The organism is Psychrobacter sp. VH5, assembly GCF_050572635.1.
GTDB classification, from domain to species: Bacteria; Pseudomonadota; Gammaproteobacteria; order Pseudomonadales; family Moraxellaceae; genus Psychrobacter; species Psychrobacter celer.
Genome location: NZ_CP192145.1, coordinates 1,755,322 through 1,772,683, shown reverse-complemented (window position 1 = coordinate 1,772,683; position 17,362 = coordinate 1,755,322). Strand labels below are relative to the sequence as shown.

The window sequence follows — 17,362 nt, the reverse complement described above, 5'->3', positions numbered from 1 at the left end:
TTATCCTTTCTCACCATCAAACTGCCAAATCACCTGACCCCAATTATTGTTAGGGTAATCTGGCATGATGTCGCCTTTTTTAAAGTAAGCTCTGCTATTTGCTTTGGCTAAAGTGAACCAGTAACCAGATATAGGGCAGGGCTGATCTGCTGGGCAACGCCCTTTGGCTTGACTAGTAATTTCAGGTTTAGCCGTAGGCTGGTTCTCATAATAGGGCGTCATGTCTTCGCCCGCCTCGGAACGCTGTATAAACTCTTCGTAAGTAATTTTATAAGGGTCAATAGAGATAAATTTACTGGTATCAATACCTGTCTTCTCTAGTACAAGGGGTAGGGTGTAGTCGGATTGGTCTTGTTGGATGTCTAATCCCATTTCAAGCGCTTGGGTTTCTGATTGTAATCTTGCTAGTCGCATATCTTGATATACATTTGGATATGATAGCTCCCACTTATTTCTATCTTTAGAATCTACCATCCGTTGAACTACTTCTTTTTCATTAAGGATATCTAAGTCTATTAAGTAATGACGATTGTTCGTAGCAGGATCGGTCTGTCTGTTATAGCGTATATCCATAAAAACATCTGTTCCATGGCGTAGTTGCCATGTTTGTATATCATCCAGCTGCATCCATTCTTCAAAGGTAAGAGGATAAGTAAAGTCTAAATTTAAGTCACTCGTATAATCGACGAGCGTAAAATCAAGACTATCTTCTATAAAGATGCGTGGTGAACCTATACTATAGTCAATTCCATCTAAAAATGTTATAAGCTAATTATCAAACCCAATTGTTATTATAAAGACCATGACTTACTCGCTAGATTTTCGCAAACAAGTGCTAAAAAGCTTAGATGATGGTATGACCTTTGCCGAGGCGGCTGAATTCTATAATCTCAGCCCAACCACCATACAAAACTGGAAGAGACGTGTTCATAGTAAAACAACCAGGCAAACCAAACCCTATAAAATACCAGATGATATGCTACTTAATGATGTCAAAGAACATCCTGATGATTACCAGTATGAGCGAGCACGTCGTTTGAACTGTAGTAAAACAGGCATTTATCATGCCCTAAAGCGCCTAGGCATCAGTCAAAAAAAAGACATTAGAGCATCCAAAAGCTTGCCCAATAAAAAGAGCGGTGTATCAGGGAAAGCTTGATAGCTTTACGCAGCAAGGCTATCCCATCGTTTATATGGACGAAAGCGGCTTTGAGAGTCAGACCACTCGCTCTCATGGTTATGCACCGATTGGTAAGCCTTGTATCGATAGCTACAACTGGCAAGGTAAAAAGCGAACCAACGTTATTGGTGCTCTATATGAAAAGATGCTGTTTGCCCTAGATTACTTTAAGCACAACATTAGCAGCAGCATATTCTACGAATGGTGCAAACACACGCTAATCCCAAGTCTTAAAACCAAATGCGTGATTGTGATGGATAATGCTCGATTTCACAAAAACAAACGCGTTCAAAAGCTACTCAACAGGCATGGTCATCGTATACTATGGCTGCCACCTTATAGCCCTGATTTGAACCCTATCGAGAAAAAATGGGCTCAGGTGAAGTTTCTACGCCAAGGCTGGATGGAGAATGATTTATCTAAATTGTTTTATGATATTTGTTCAAGGCATAACAATTTTATTTTGAACTGACTATACTATAAATGCAAGCTATTATGCTCTAGATAATAGGTTAGGCTAATTTCGAGCTTATTTTACGATTTTGATAAGAAGACTAATATTGACAAATTCATGTTTAAATTATTTGTTAACGAAAACTTCAACTGAGTGAAACTGTATAGCCTATATCTCTACCAGTTTCTTCATCATATGTTCTGAAAGGTAAAAACCAAATATTAATAACTTTTCCTTCTTTCCAAAATTCGAAAGATTTTTCCTGTTCTATAGTATAAGAGGATCTATTTTCTGAATCTACTATGGAGATAGTTAGCGAATCAAGACTATCTTCGAATAAACTATCTTTTGCAGAAAATGTAATTGTAGGTTGATAAGAACCAATATATACGTAGTTAGATGTTTTATGAGAATATAGTTCTATAGTTGCGTCATGTGGGGGTATTACATTATGAAAATTAAAAGTAACTTGAACACTATTATCTTTTTTAAAGCTATTTAAATAAAAGCTATATTCTTTTTGCAAATCAGTTTGAACGAGTAAAAAATCTTTCTCATTAAAATGTTGGTAAGTAAATGCATTCATTGATTTCACCATATAAATATACGAAAAAACTAACAAAATTATTAGTGTAAGTATAAGGAGCGTGAGCTTTAGTTTTTTATTGATCATATTATTTAGGGCTGAATCTAGTCATTGTTGAAGGTAATCCTGTAGGGGTATTGGCAGCAACTGGTACTTTTAATCCACCCCCTTTTCGCCATAGTGAATAACCAACTGTTCCTTCTAATACTGCCCCTCTGGGAATCCACCCCCACATATTTTTATAACTTTCACCTAATTCTGGATGCGGTAGTGCTTCATAGTTTTCTAATATAGAAATGACATCACTACTATTTACTTTTCTCTTATCTTTAAGGTTTTCAGCTATTTTCTCAGCATCATCTTTAGGGTTCAGAATATTACTATATAATGTACGTTTATGAAATGCATAAAAATCGATACTATGTCTATTTGCGAATAGTTGAGCAAAACTGTTATCAGGATCTGCCTCGCTAATGTTATCAAATGATCCTTGAGTCCTAAGTGTTATATTATCTGCCATCCCTGTTCTACAAGCGTACGAACTAGCTGTAGCTGAACTAAGAAAATTAGTGTTACCAATAGTATTTATATCTGAAGTAGTTAGGTCGATGTTAGGTCTACCACTATAATTCAAGGTAATCTTTCCATTCAACCCATGGCAAAAGAAAGCTAAATCTTTTATTTTATAGTTTTCTCTATTCGCGTTTAATAGCTCTATAATTTTTGCTTTGGTTTTTAACGCGATAAAGGTTATGTTATCAGTAAATTCTATTTCGTTTTTTAGACCTTCGATAGCTAATTTTTCTAAACGGGTATAGCCATAATCGACATAAGCAATCGTCACTTTATCACATTGTCTAAATCTACTTCTGTTTTTAACAAAAGGATATGCAGCTGCAATAAACATGTTCTTTAACCAGAAATTATTATACTCAAACTCAGAACCAATAAATATAATATTTTCAGTTTTTGGGGCTCTCGTAGTTACTACTGCTCTATCAGTATTACTTCTTGGACTAGTTGATGACTGTCCAATTACTTTCCAAGTATCAGCCATTAGAATTTCACCTCAATTTTCAGTTCTTCTATTGTATAGCTTTCTATCACTTTAGTTTTACCATACTTATCTGTTATTCCCATTTCGGTAGTTCCATCAGGTTTTGTAATTTTATAATGACAGTTTGGTATTGGTTTTTGAGTATCTTCATCAACGATTATGAAACCTTCATCATATACAATTCTTAAGTTATCATCTGTTTCTATCGATTTACTCGGCAACCCTAAAAGCCCCAACCCATCCATACCACCTCCCGCCTTGCTATGCTTACCCCCTTTCTCCGTCACCTCTTTGGCGGCGATAGTGATATTGCTACCATCAAGAGTAATACTCGCACCGCCTGCCGTTATAGTCACTTTATTGGTTGCCACGACTTCTACCTCTTTAGTCGAGGAGGCGATATTCACATCTTGCTTCGCTGTAGCTTCAAGCTTTCCTGTATGGGCGGAGAGAGTGATATTTTCTTTGGCATTGGTCATGCTAAATTGACCATCGGCGACTATATTGAGTGACTCGCTGCTGATTTGATTATGGCTATCGCCACTACTTATCATCATATCTTCTTGCGTGGTGGTGATCATCTCGCCCATAGAGCGTTGGATAAGGGTATCGCTACTCACATAACTGCTATCAGCGGCACTATCGATCAGCGTGTAGGGTGTTGTTTGATGGGTTTTGGTTTGCTGTTCCTCTGCAATAGTCTCAAGCTGGGCTTTAATCGCTTTATGGTCGTTCACATTACGACCAAGTCCCGTTGCCAGTTGCGTCAAACGCTCAGTTAAATGCTGACCACCTAATGCAGTTTGGGTGAGGGTCGGGGTGTGGTGCTGGTAGTTATGCTGTCCATATTGCGCGTGGGTCTGCGGCTGAGTGGATAGGACTAGTGCTTCCCCTGATTTGATACTGATCTGCGCGTTGGTGGCCGCATTGATCCCTTGACGTTTGGCGGTGTCTGATGAATTGATAACTCCTATTTTTAGACTGGCAGATATCCCGGCACTGTCTACTTTTAGCTGAGAGTAAGCTTGCTCTGTACGATGATCCGTAACCCATTCAGATAGGCCATAATCCGTGTTGCGATAACCGCTCTCGACCGCTTGCTCATTGTCAGTGGCAAACAGGCTAGGGCGACTTGATTATAATAAGCTACCGGTATTCGTCAGATGCTCACTATCACCGATAGACTGCATGAGGGTTTAGTCGTCGTATCAATAGTAGACCTCTTTCAAAATTGACATTTTGTTGACTCCTAATGACGAAGATTCTACAGATAGCGCTGACTTATGCAAGAGGTCTAGTTACTGCTTGAACATTATTTACAAAGTTGGTTTAACTGTATTTTCAAAATAGCTATCGGCTTGGTCAGTGGGAATAGCACATGTAGGATTAAAGGTTAAACTTTGACCTGTTGATTCGCAATTATTAACGTTATATACAGTCTCTTCATCACAATATCGCTGTCTAGCATTATTTGCAAGCTTGATATTATATACGAAATATACATCATCATTGTATTGCATTTTATATGCATGGTTTGGAACTAGAGCATTATTATCATCAAAATAAATAACTGTATAGCCATCAAAATCAATAATATATTCTAGTTTAAAGCTGTTAATTTTTTTTCCATTTTTATCGAGCGTATGGAAAAGAGCTTTATCGTTTTTAGTCAGCCTCTGAAAGTCTTGTAATTCGATTGTTGGTTGAATAGATGGTGAACAGACGTTAGTTTTAGCAATACAACCCGTTAATAAAATGGATATGAATATTGTAAAATTAATATTTTTCATTAATAGACCTCTATGTAACCATAATAGTTAGTTGAAAAGTTAGTGACGCTAATACCTCTTCTCGGTAGATCTCTTGGAGAGTTGTTGGGCTCTTCACCCCAAGTAAATATGTTGAATTTTACACGTCCAATATGTAAAGAATCAGTTAATACATTACGTCCATCGCCATCAAAAAGCTGTAAACCGCCTTCATAAACTATCCAGTGAATTGAGTTAATATCTCTATCGCCTTTATTGTTACTAATCATTTTTGGCTGTATCATCATTATTATTTTTTTACCAGATTTATATTTCTTATCCATTTCAAATAATTTATCTATACTAAAATTTCTCTTATTAATTATTGTCTTTCCAACATCTAATAAACCCAAATCATGACTTTTTGTACTGCTATAGCTTGCCACCTCTTTACACATGCGAGTAAGCATTCCCATCCAGTTTACAGCGCCTAATTGGTCAAATGACCCAGTTTCGATGCCATCGTATCTTAGATTACTTTCACTACTGCGGGACGAAGCCAATACTATCCAATCTACCTCCTCCATTTTCATATTTTTGTAATTGTTGTCTGTAGGTTTTATATGATACATTGAGCTTTTAGGTTCAATGGTATAACCATTACTAAAATTATAAACACCTGTGCGATGCAACTTGAGCTATGCTGAAGAAACCGTAGAGATAAACTTGGTAAACTAAGCATAATAACAGGAGTTTACCATGACCAAGAAAGTAAGAACCTACAGTGACGAATTTAAAGCAGAAGCTGTTAAGAAAATAGCAGACAACAATGGCAATATTTCAGCGACCGCAAAGCAGCTTGGTATCGCCATGCAAACCTTATCGAACTGGAACAACAAAGCTAATCAAGGCAAGCTTGAAGGGACTGAGCAGTACGATCCACAGCTTATAGCTGTGATAGAAGAGAACAAGCGCCTCAAACGACAGCTTAGAGTTGCTGAGGAGGAACGCGAGATATTAAAAAAGGCAACGGCGTACTTCGCGAAAAACAGTTAGTAAAGTACGCCTTTATCAAAGATAACCAGCTAATATTTAGCATCACTACCATGTGCCGTGTGTTAAGCGTCAAACCATCAAGCTACTACGATTTGGCTGAGTCGCGATATCAGCGAGCAGCAGATACATCGTAATCATTGTGAGCTACTAGTTAAAGTAGTTAAAGCCGCTCACAGTGAAAATAAAGAACGTTACGGCGCTGAGCGACTATATGCAAAGCTGATCGAGCAAGGGCACGATATTAGCTTATATATGGTCAGAAGTATTAAGGAAGAATATGGCATCAAATGCCGTCGCCACAAGCGCTTTAAAGTCACCACTGAATCGAACTATAACAAGCTAGTCTATCCGAACGTATTGAATCAGCAGTTTGACGTCAACTATCCTAATGAGGCATGGGTTAGTGACATCACCTACATTTGGACTGCTAAGGGTTGGCTATACTTAGCTGGAGTGAAGGACTTATACACCAAAGAGCTTGTCGGCTACGCTATCAATAAGCGTATGACCGCTGACTTAGTATGCCGTGCACTCAATATGGCAATCAAGAACAAACGTCCAAGCCATGGATTGATTGTGCACTCTGACACAGGCAGCCAGTATTGTAGTCATGCCTACCATAAGATCATCAATCAGCATCAGTTTACAGGCTCAATGAGTGGTAAAGGCAACTGTTTCGACAACGCACCTATAGAAAGCTTCTGGGGCGTCTTGAAGAATGAACTAGTATATCATCAAGATTATAAAACGAGGTTTGCAGCCATTAGCGATATCATTGGGTATATTGAACTGTATTATAATCAGACTAGGATTCAAAAGGGCTTGGGCTATCGAGCGCCAAGACAGGTGTGGTTTGACTACTATCGTCAGGCTGCGTAATTAAAATCTCCCAAGTTTAACTGTACGGATTTGACGGCAGGGGTCAAATATATCTAAAATATTTACTAGTTGATATGTTAACTACATAGTTGGCTTTACTTTATTTTCAAAATAACTATCAGCTTGGTCAGCAGGGATAGCACAAGACGGGTCTACAGAAATATTGTATCCACTTGATTCACACTGATTAATTTTATAAGTAGTTTGTTCATCACAATACCGATAGTGAGTGTTATTTGCCATTTTTATATCATGTATGAAGTATGTAGTATCATTATAACTTAGTTTGTATGTATAATTTGGTACAATAAGTTCTCTATCATAGAGAAAGTATACATGTGCGTTTTTTTCATTGTCATAACGTTTTATATTCTGAAATTCATATCTCAACACAGTAACACCATTCTTATCTATTTTTGTAAGACTTGCTTTGTCATTAATTGATGGATTGTGACTATCCTCTATAGTAAAAAAAGGTCTAATATCTTCTCTACAAACATTGCTGTTAGTCAAATTTATATTACAACCCGATATTATTACTGAAGAAAATAAAACTGTTATGGAAATATTTTTTTTCATCACTAAGCCTCAATATAACCGTAGAAATTTGATGTAAAGTTTATATTTTCGATTTTATCTATTTTATCTATTCTTCCCCATGTGTATATCTTAAAACTTAATCTAGTAACATTTTCAATAGTACCTGTAACTTCATTATTTGCACTATTTAGTAGCCTTAGCTCGCCCTTATAGACTACCCAATGAATAGTAGTAGGATTTCGCCAGCCTCTGTTATCATAAATTAGTTTTGGATCGGTCATTATAATTATCTTTTTACCAGACTTATATTTTTTATCTATTTCAATCAATTTTTCTAAATTTGAATGCATGCCAGTAAGCAAAGTAAATCCAGTTTTTAACAAACCTAAGTCATAACTTTTTACACTGCTATAGCCTGCCACCTCTTGACACATCCGCGTCAGCATTCCCATCCAGTTCACAGCACCCAATTGATCGAATGACCCAGTTTCGATACCATCGTATCTTAGATTGCTTTCACTACTACGTGTAGACGCTAATACTATCCAATCAACCTCCTCCATTTTCATATTTTTGTAATTGTTGTCTGTAGGTTTTATGTCATACATTGAGCTTTTAGGCTCAATGGTATAACCATTGCTGAACTTATAAATACCTGTGCGATGCAACTCTACAGCTACTTTTTGGTACAAGTTTTTATCACGTTGTATGAGAATGTAGTACAGGCAGGCCATACCACAGAGTGAGGATTGTGCCTGATCAATTAACCAAGGTTTAGACATTCTTTGCTGTGCTTGAGTCAAGACTTTTTTGCCATCAAAATATCTAAAGCGGTTATGTACAAAGTATTTATTACTAACAGATTTTTTCGGTCGTGCTTGCATATGGCAACTTATTTCGATTTCACAACCTGCCATATCTTTATACTTGTCTTTCAACTCTAGCGTAAACTCAGGTCCTACAGTTATTGCCTTTAACGTTATAAACTTATTCCTAGAGGTACTAGGGCTCATATATTTAATAACCCAAACTATCTTCGTACTTTCGATACCCTTCTTCGAGCCTGCTAACTTAGCTAAGAACTTATAAGTTTTATTAAACACTAAGCCCTTTTTGTCAATTACGCCCGTTCCTTTATTATTTGCACCTATTGTAAGATCGGTTGTTAATTCAAAATTTACTAGCGTCGGTACGCTAATGCTTTGATTGTAGAGATTAAGCGTTCCTAATCTTGAAGAGGCTTTTGTAGTTGTTTTACCCATTTTTTTGTCCTAAATGCTATCGTCAGTTATTTCATGCAACTCAACTACGTTATCGTCTTCATCAAGCTTTAAATAAACTTCAATTTCTTCAGGGTTATTTGAAGAAAAACGTCCAGTTATTCCATGTTCATCAGTCTTTCCCGATATTTGCTCACCAGTAGTAAGATTAGTAGCTTCGTATTCAACAAATGCTAATGGGTTTCCATCATCATCTGTAAACTTGTATGCGATACTATAAAGAGTGCTTAATATTTTCTCATCAGGCAACCCCGCCAAACCCAACCCATCCATTCCACCTCCCGCCTTGCTATGCTTACCCCCTTTCTCCGTCACCTCTTTGGCGGCGATAGTGATATTGCTACCATCAAGAGTAATACTCGCACCGCCTGCCGTTATAGTCACTTTATTGGTTGCCACGACTTCTACCTCTTTAGTCGAGGAGGCGATATTCACATCTTGCTTCGCTGTAGCTTCAAGCTTTCCTGTATGGGCGGAGAGAGTGATATTTTCTTTGGCATTGGTCATGTTAAATTGACCATCGGCGACTATATTGAGTGACTCGCTGCTGATTTGATTATGGCTATCGCCACTACTTATCATCATATCTTCTTGCGTGGTGGTGATCATCTCGCCCATAGAGCGTTGGATAAGGGTATCGCTACTCACATAACTGCTATCAGCGGCACTATCGATCAGCGTGTAGGGTGTTGTTTGATGGGTTTTGGTTTGCTGTTCCTCTGCAATAGTCTCAAGCTGGGCTTTAATCGCTTTATGGTCGTTCACATTACGACCAAGTCCCGTTGCCAGTTGCGTCAAACGCTCAGTTAAATGCTGACCACCTAATGCAGTTTGGGTGAGGGTCGGGGTGTGGTGCTGGTAGTTATGCTGTCCATATTGCGCGTGGGTCTGCGGCTGAGTGGATAGGACTAGTGCTTCCCCTGATTTGATACTGATCTGCGCGTTGGTGGCCGCATTGATCCCTTGACGTTTGGCGGTGTCTGATGAATTGATAACTCCTATTTTTAGACTGGCAGATATCCCGGCACTGTCTACTTTTAGCTGAGAGTAAGCTTGCTCTGTACGATGATCCGTAACCCATTCAGATAGGCCGTAATCCGTGTTGCGATAACCGCTTTCGACCGCTTGATCATTATTTGTGGCAAACAGGCTAGGGCGACTTGATGATAATAAGCTACCAATATTAATTAAATGCTCGCCATCACCGATAGCTTGCATCAGAGTTTGGTCATCTGCTCTATGGGTAAAGTGGCTACCATAATTGCTTCCTGCTTGGGCTTCTAATCGATTGATAGATTGAGCAGGGCTGTCTAATAAATAGTGGCGTGTCGGCGTCATATGATTGCGACTGTCCGTGTCAGACTGGCTATCTGTGAGCCCCGTCATTGGCGGGAGTGCTTGTCTGCTGTATAGCGCACCTACCCAAGGCGTATCAGCGGTGATCAGTCTGAGCTGGGTTAAGTGAGTACCTGCTTTTAGATCTGAGGCATGGCGCTGCTGATGACGACGGCTGATCGTGAGTCCTGTGACATGAGCGAGACTATTGCGTGCTAAATGCACAATATGAGTGGTGCGGTAATGATGATTAAGATGGTTATGACCTACTAGAGTAAAGGTGTCCGCAACGTTTAAATCAGTGCAGTGAGCAAGCGCATAGTAAGTGCTATAATGGCTGTGGTGACTATTTGCCATGATAGTAGCGTCATCGATAGACTCGGTATCAGTTACCGGAGCAAAGGCGGCTGGGGTGTCGATCGTAAGAGCAGAAGTGTTGGTTTGGCTATCTGCCTCACTATCATTGATAGCCATATTGGCTGACTGGACCGGGTGGGCCACGCTAGCGCTGTTAAAGCGTTGCACTGTGACGGTACTCGGCTGGGTTGTGACTTGCTCACTAAGGGCTAAGATTGGCGCGTGGGCGCGATCATGTAGCACTTGCTGATAGCGTACTGAGCCGATATTTTGACTGATACCGTCTTCATCACTAGGATGAGCTGAAGTAATAATAAGCTTGGGCGGGGCATGCTCCTCAGTTTGCGCGTGCCTGAGGTAAGCGGTGAGTCCTTGGCGTGAGAGGCGCTCGCAGATATGACTCCAGTCACTGCTTTGCCACTGGGTCATGCGTGCTGGGGTCCAACTGGCGTTTTTCTCACTACTGCCCTCAGTGCCACTATCATCGATCACGTCTATCTCTTGCATGGCGACGCGTTCTGTTACCATGGCTTGTACCGACAGGTCGGTATCTATCTGGCTGCGCAGATGCTGATGCAAGCGATAAGTGGCGGGCTGTGCGATGAGTCGATAGTAGCCATAGCTGCCATCATGATCTAGCTGGCAAAGGGCGGTGATGTGTATATGGCGAAAAGTGGTGCCTGCTGGTGTGTCAAAGCTTAGGGTTAAAGAGCTACCAACAAACGCATCTAGCGACATAAATGGTGGGTGGTGACGTTCATGAATGTAGATATGCAGCACATAGGTGTCAATACCGTGTTGCTGGCTGTTATTGGCGTTGAGGAGTGCAAGGAGACCGGCTTCATTAGTCGTTCTAATGAGATTCTGCAGCCAATTTTTATGCTGTTTGAGTTCCTGTTTAGCGCTTGCATAAGCAGCTTGGGTGTTGCCTTCACTGGCATATAGTCTATCGGCATGCATGGGTACGATAGTGTTGGTTAGGCGTAGCATGGGTACGGTGCTCCTTATCGGTTGTCCCGACTCCTATTATTCGGCCAAAGTGAATTCAATACGGCGATTGCGTCGGCGTCCCTCGTCGCTGTCATTACTAGCGATAGGATCCTTATCGCCTTTTCCCGCGGTACTCAATCTTGTGGCATCAATATTACGACCAATTAGATACTGCTTGACTGCTTCAGCACGTTCGTTTGAAAGCAATAAGTTGGCTTCTGGGTTACCTGTATTGTCAGTATGGCCAGTAATGACAACCGATTTATCACCAATACGCGTAAGCACGCCTGCCATATCATCTAAGATACCCAGCCCTAAAGGTGTCAAGTTGGCACTACCGGACTCAAACTCTACGATACGATTGCCCAAGGTGTCATCGATCAAGCGTTGCTCACCTGCTGTGACCACCAGCTTATTATCAAGCTGGTAAAGATTTGTTAAGCGAGTGTGGATGCGGTTTTGGATGGCTTGTTTTTGTTCAATACTATTGACTTTGCCATGTAGGCTGATAGTAGTACCATGAATATCAATACGTCCTTGTCTGATATTCGAGATATCACTGTCGATAATGGCAGTCGCTATTTGTTGCCAATTGGTAGGTATATTGATATTTGAGCGAACTTCTATCTCATCTCGTACAGGTTTATTTGGATATTGGGCCTTGAGTTTATCAAGCAATTGATCTTTATCGGAGCTGGTAGCAACCACACCTTTGATGACAACGGGTACCTCTACATGGTTGGTGTCAATAAAGGTGTTATCTTGAGCGGCAAAAACTGCAATACTGGCCAGTAACGCAGTTGTAAATATCATGATAGGAGCCCGGCGGGTAAGGGCGGATCGTTGCGAGAGTGCAGATATGCGCATACAAATGCCTTTTTATTTTTTATACTGATAAAACTTAGAGGTCAAAGCCATCAACTATGATGACTGTTCAAATATTATTTTGCCAAAAATATTGTCTTGAATAATTGCCTAACATCATATAAGTAGGCATCATCTTGTAATAATATATTGTGAAACCGAGACAGGCCGATATCATCATCAATAAACTGCTGTGTCCATGAGCTATCGGCGATATTGACCCAGCTTTCATGTTTTGTTGACGTACTTGTCAGTATTTGCATCAATGTAGTGGCGGCCGGTTTTGAAAAACTCATTAGGAGGTGATAATGCCCGTCACGCCAGTAAAAATAGCTGTTAAAGTACAACTGATGCGGTGCATAAAACCCATGAATTAGGTCGTGCCAAAAAGAAGCAAAATAAATGGCTTGCGTCTTGTTATCAGGCAATGACCAGTAAATAGCCTTATTTAGACTATGGAAGCCTTTGGTAAATGTGGGTAAAAACAGTAACCCTGTCGCGATGATTTGCTCAATCAAAGAGGCCTTATCAATATCTATCATCATCGCGCCTTCTTGCAATGTGGTAGAGTTAATAAAGTCGTAATAATGTGTACTGGCATTATGATCAATCGAAACAAAGCTTTGGTTGAGCGTCTCCGTTATCTGTGTGCTGTCGACCTTAGATCGTGCTTGATTTAAGGTTTGATGGATATCATGCCACATGCCCGCTGATTTTATGGGTAAGTATTGCATCCATGCTTTAGGCTTATTGAGGTGCATAAGTCCAAATCCGATGAATGGGTATTGGCGATTACTACTATCATAGCTAGATATTAGTACGCCAGTCATGATTTTGTTTTCTGCGGTATCAACATGGCTAAAGTGTAGGGCTAATGAAGTATCCATCTCATCCGCTGATTCAGATAGTGCTTGACTGACCCACTGATCAATGACATTGATATCACTCATGTGCGAGCGCGAACGAACAAAATCGCCACGACAAGGTAGTTTGCCAAAGTAAACCAAAGGAAGCGTATCAGGTATCATGATGTTGGCTCCTCGATGAGCGCATCGCTTGGGCGGCTGGCACCGGTAGCGTTATCTGTGTTAGGCGGACTGAGTAAGTCGTCATCATGAGCCGTCGTGTTTTCAGCTGAGCCCTCATTGCTGCTTATCGGCGTTTGGGAGCTTTGGGGTGTAGAATGCTGGCTATCCTCATCGGTGGGTTTTGCGGTGCGAGTTACACCAATGCCAATGACTTCTTCAGGCAGTTTCATGCCAGTAAATGGGTTGTCTGATTGCCCTGAAGCGTTTGTATTCGCACTACCACTGATGATTCTAAAGCGTACCGAAACCGTCACCCCATCACCTGTCCAAGTCATCTCAAACACATCATTACCAAGCTCAGTTCTTTGTGCTGCATTAATGAAACGCTCTACGCCAAAACTACCAGCTTCTTCTAAGATCGTATAATCCCGACCATCGTAGTCTTTGGCGCGTATGCTTGCTCCGGGTTGACTGCTTGGGTTTGGCCATACAAAGGTCGTCCATGCCTGCGTACCCATACGGTACCGTAACTGCTGACCATCTAAAACTATCGTGTACTCGGTCAGTCCACTGACAGGTAGAGGCATGATTTGAAAGGTGGTTTGCTTAGCGGTACTGTTACTATTAGAGGAGTTTGTGCGTTGGCTTCCTGTGTAATTGACAAAGTAGCGTCCAAAATCGGCAACAAACTTAGGGTTTAGACCAAGTCCTGCACCATTCCAAATTTTGCTCGATATCTGATCACCGCGGCGAATAATAAAGGGAGAGAGGGTCTCATCTACAAACCTTGCTACATAGCCATCATCACCAAAAAACTGGCCAATCTCAGCAGGTGTTGCCTCTAAATTTGCGTTTTGAGTAAAAGGATACTTGCCAGCTAGGTCGTCTAAAAATGGCTTATACACTTGAGCTTGCCAAACTTTATTAATTTCAGTTTTGGTCGGTGTGAGCAGCATATTAAAAGAGCGAGTAAGCGGTTCACTTAATAAGGGCCGAATCAGTTGTTTGATTTGTGAATTGGATTGGCTCAAGATTTGTTCATCTAATATCTGTAAAGATTGAGTCAGCTCGGAGCCCTCACTACTTAGTGTTTGGGAAGCAAAGAGCAGAGCATCAGGGCCAATGTCATCACTTCTCGTGATATTGTTAAATCGTGTCCTAATTCCACCCAAGCTTGTCAAGTAGTTATCTAATAACGATAAGTCTTGGTTATCCTCACGCGGCGTAACCAATGCATGTATGGCGGCAAACTCTTGTGCTATTGCTCCAGACTTTGTTGCCGTGGCAGACGCTGAGTGTGCGGCGTTATTATTTAGCATTGTCTGAGCTTGTTTTAATTCTGCAGGACTTTGACGCAATATGGTCTGTTTAAACCAATCCACAAATGATCGTTTTGACTCATCAGATTGAGCTGGGTTTTGATGGTTTGCACTATCCCATTGCGTTTGACGATCAACAGTATCAAATAGAGTAATAAGAGGAGATTGCTTGGTATTTGATAATTGACTTAACAGCATGGCATGATCTTTGAAGTCTTTACTATCTCGTATATATACTTGAGACAAAAAACGTTTCCACTCTGCAATATATTCTTGCTTGTAGCGATTGACGAGATACTGACGGATTTGTTCAGGACTACCAGTTAGTGTCAAGTCATCTTTGCTGCTGGTTGCCAGTACCCAGTCATCTGCGACAATTTTGTTGGTTGCTGCCTTATCAATTTCATTACTAATAAACGATGACCAAGCGTTTTTGGTAAAGGTGCCTGAAATCACATAGCTCCCAAGCAATGCCTCTGTAGGGGAATTTTGAGTTATTTGTGCCACTGTCACTGAGGGAAAACGCGATGAGGCGCGCATTTTTATCTCAGCATAAACGCGCTCGCGAGCAGGCTGTCCTTTGCTCACTTTGGTCAAAGTCGCGCGTGTATTATCAACTAGAGCCAAATCGTTTTGAATACGAGGGAAGCTGGCGTCACTAGTATGAGATAGAGTGAAAGCTAAAATACGCTCAGCTTGACGAATCATTTTATCACGTTGCATATCGGCACGATTGGCTTCTAGCCAAGTACGCCAAAACCTAGTCATTTGATCGCTGAGATGGCTGGCTTCTAAATGCTCATGATCGCTCAACATTAAGTACGCTTTTAGCGCGTTATAAGCATCTTCTACGTCGGTTGGGTCTGACTGCACGTAGGTATCTATAGCGTCTTTATCATCCTCACTTGTCTGTTTGGCCTTAAGTTTTGACGCATTGGCATTCACCTGTGTCAAAAACGCTTCAATATTTTGTTTGGTCGGCGATAGTACAATAATATTAATACCGTGAAAGTACTCTGCTAGCAGCTTACGTTTGAGAGTATCGCCTTGATATAGCCCAAAACCTAACGATAATGGTCGATCTTTTTCATAAGCCTCTAGTTGTTCAATGCGGCTTTGCAAAATAGCCAGTGATTCAAGTTGTGTTTGCAAATCACCATTCGTGTTGTTTTGCATATGAGCCACTTGTTGTAAATCAGCGATAACACGCTCAGTTAATTGTTTGTTATTAGCATATGACCAAGTCCATAAGCCGGAGGCTGTACACAACAGAACGACGGCAGCAAGCGTAATGACAGCTCTATAACTGCGTTTTGTGCGATTTTTGTACTGCTTGACTAAGTGCTTATCCTTTAAAACCACCTTTGAAAACAAGTCATGTAAAAAGTAAGCGGTGTTGTCGTTTTTATGGTGGTTTTTATCATTAAGAGGCGATGTGGTGCTTGGCTGTAAATGATAGTTTTCCACCATTTGCAGCGTCATCTGACTATTGACCTGACCTTCTTGTAAGGCGCTGGTAAAATAAAACCCGCGCAATATGGGCTTGAACTGAAATGGGTTGTCTTCAAACAAAGCATGCATGAGAGTTCGTATCATAGGGCGTAACGACTGAAACTCCATAGGAAATGTCATTAAGCTTGGCGATACGGTACGCTGATGACGTAATGAAAGCTTGGTTGTGCTCAGATCTTTTAAACCATTAACCAAAATATTAAAGTGTTCTTCAAAGACATCGGTGATATTAATATTGTCGGGATCGTCTGGGTAAGGGATGGTCGCGCCCCATACTTGGTCACGCTCTGCTTGCTCATAGTCCTGAAAAAAATCACGAAAACCTGATACCAAATCCATTTTGGTAAAGACCACATAAACAGGTGCGTACACTTCTAGCTGTTCTGTTAGGTCTTGAACGCGGCTGCGCAGGTTTTTTGCCAGATCCAGTGCATAATTGGGGTCGTTTTTAGTCAGCTCGGCGATACTGACCGCGATGATAATGCCATTGATGGGTGCCTTGGGTCGGTTTTTTTTGAGTAAATTTAAGAACGATAGCCACTCTGAACGATCTTCCTCGTAAGCTGAATAACGCCCAGCCGTATCCAACAAAATGCCTTCGGTTGAAAAAAACCAATCACAGTTTCGCGTGCCGCCGACCCCTTTTACTGATAACTGGTTGGTCTTTTCCATAAATGGAAAGTTAAGTCCGGAGTGAAGTACAGCTGAGCTTTTCCCTGCGGCAGGATTACCAATGACCATATACCAAGGTAATTCATACAAAGCCGCTTTGCCAGTTTGATCCCCCAGTTTTGATTGACGGATGGTTTTGATTGCTTCTTGTATTTGCCCACGAAGTGCTTGTACTTCTTGAGCGTCTTCAGTCTTCGTCACAGGATGCGTGGCTGTGTCATTATCTTCAACCAAGTTTGCCAGATCGTCAGATGCCTTTTTGCGTTTTTTGTACCAATAATAAAGGCCTGCTCCTAATAGTGTACTAATGAGCAAAAGCGCCACAGTGATCAAAAAAGCCTGAAAGGGCAGATAATCGTACAACAGTATAAGGGCAACAATGGCACCTAAAAAGAGTAACACTCGAGGATCATAGATGAGGTGATAGAACCTTGAAAACATACTTGCTACCTAGTGCGTTTATGATGCTACAAACAGAAGACTGAAATAATGTAAAGATTATGAG

Annotated in this window: 14 protein-coding genes and 1 pseudogene; 3 read left to right on the top strand and 12 right to left on the bottom strand. The window is 40.8% G+C overall.

Annotated elements, in window-relative coordinates:
- Positions 1-627 (bottom strand): hypothetical protein, encoded by a 627-nt coding sequence (locus ACNFVB_RS07460; protein ID WP_430737060.1) that lies wholly within the window; start codon positions 625-627, stop codon positions 1-3.
- A gap of 175 nt (positions 628-802) precedes the next feature.
- Here ACNFVB_RS07460 and ACNFVB_RS07455 point away from each other — a divergent pair, with 175 nt between their 5' ends.
- Entirely contained in the window at positions 803-1,159 is a 357-nt protein-coding gene (locus ACNFVB_RS07455) for an IS630 transposase-related protein (RefSeq protein WP_430737059.1), read from the top strand.
- Positions 1,140-1,652 carry an IS630 family transposase gene (locus tag ACNFVB_RS07450; protein WP_430737058.1) on the top strand — a complete coding sequence of 171 codons (513 nt, stop codon included), beginning with the start codon at positions 1,140-1,142 and terminating at the stop codon, positions 1,650-1,652. The genes ACNFVB_RS07455 and ACNFVB_RS07450 overlap by 20 nt, the downstream gene beginning before the upstream one ends.
- 127 nt (positions 1,653-1,779) lie before the next feature.
- On the opposite strand, the gene ACNFVB_RS07445 is transcribed toward ACNFVB_RS07450, so the two are convergent.
- The 5 genes from ACNFVB_RS07445 to ACNFVB_RS07425 all read right to left on the bottom strand — a co-directional run bounded on the left by ACNFVB_RS07445 (position 1,780) and on the right by ACNFVB_RS07425 (position 5,618).
- On the bottom strand, positions 1,780-2,220 hold the full coding sequence (locus ACNFVB_RS07445) for a hypothetical protein (protein ID WP_430737057.1): 441 nt from the start codon (positions 2,218-2,220) through the stop codon (positions 1,780-1,782).
- Between the two features lie 88 nt (positions 2,221-2,308).
- Positions 2,309-3,277: a hypothetical protein gene (locus ACNFVB_RS07440; RefSeq protein WP_430737056.1), complete on the bottom strand. Its 969-nt coding sequence runs from the start codon at positions 3,275-3,277 to the stop codon at positions 2,309-2,311.
- The gene (locus tag ACNFVB_RS07435) at positions 3,277-4,014 is read right to left on the bottom strand and encodes a DUF2345 domain-containing protein (RefSeq protein ID WP_430737055.1); all 738 of its coding nucleotides are present in this window, start codon (positions 4,012-4,014) and stop codon (positions 3,277-3,279) included. Before ACNFVB_RS07435 ends, ACNFVB_RS07440 begins: the two co-directional genes overlap by 1 nt.
- Before the next feature lie 579 nt (positions 4,015-4,593).
- The gene (locus ACNFVB_RS07430; RefSeq protein WP_192995315.1) at positions 4,594-5,067 is read right to left on the bottom strand and encodes a hypothetical protein; all 474 of its coding nucleotides are present in this window, start codon (positions 5,065-5,067) and stop codon (positions 4,594-4,596) included.
- Positions 5,067-5,618 (bottom strand): hypothetical protein, encoded by a 552-nt coding sequence (locus ACNFVB_RS07425; protein ID WP_430737054.1) that lies wholly within the window; start codon positions 5,616-5,618, stop codon positions 5,067-5,069. Before ACNFVB_RS07425 ends, ACNFVB_RS07430 begins: the two co-directional genes overlap by 1 nt.
- A 166-nt stretch (positions 5,619-5,784) precedes the next feature.
- Between ACNFVB_RS07425 and ACNFVB_RS07420 the strand changes: the two are divergent.
- Positions 5,785-6,960 (top strand): annotated as a pseudogene (locus tag ACNFVB_RS07420) (IS3 family transposase).
- An 81-nt stretch (positions 6,961-7,041) separates the two neighbouring features.
- On the opposite strand, the gene ACNFVB_RS07415 reads toward ACNFVB_RS07420, so the two are convergent.
- From ACNFVB_RS07415 to tssM, 6 genes are all read right to left on the bottom strand, one after another.
- On the bottom strand, positions 7,042-7,539 hold the full coding sequence (locus ACNFVB_RS07415; RefSeq protein WP_288998661.1) for a hypothetical protein: 498 nt from the start codon (positions 7,537-7,539) through the stop codon (positions 7,042-7,044).
- Between the two features lie 2 nt (positions 7,540-7,541).
- Positions 7,542-8,762 (bottom strand): hypothetical protein, encoded by a 1,221-nt coding sequence (locus tag ACNFVB_RS07410; protein WP_430737053.1) that lies wholly within the window; start codon positions 8,760-8,762, stop codon positions 7,542-7,544.
- 9 nt (positions 8,763-8,771) lie between these two features.
- Positions 8,772-11,462 carry a DUF2345 domain-containing protein gene (locus ACNFVB_RS07405; protein WP_430737052.1) on the bottom strand — a complete coding sequence of 897 codons (2,691 nt, stop codon included), beginning with the start codon at positions 11,460-11,462 and terminating at the stop codon, positions 8,772-8,774.
- Between the two features lie 36 nt (positions 11,463-11,498).
- Complete coding sequence (locus ACNFVB_RS07400) at positions 11,499-12,275, bottom strand: OmpA family protein (protein WP_430737051.1); 777 nt, start codon at positions 12,273-12,275, stop codon at positions 11,499-11,501.
- 128 nt (positions 12,276-12,403) lie between these two features.
- Complete coding sequence (gene tagF / locus ACNFVB_RS07395; protein ID WP_430737050.1) at positions 12,404-13,354, bottom strand: type VI secretion system-associated protein TagF; 951 nt, start codon at positions 13,352-13,354, stop codon at positions 12,404-12,406.
- Entirely contained in the window at positions 13,351-17,259 is a 3,909-nt protein-coding gene (tssM, locus tag ACNFVB_RS07390) for a type VI secretion system membrane subunit TssM (protein WP_430737049.1), read from the bottom strand. The genes tagF and tssM overlap by 4 nt, the downstream gene beginning before the upstream one ends.
- Positions 17,260-17,362: the final 103 nt, after the last annotated feature.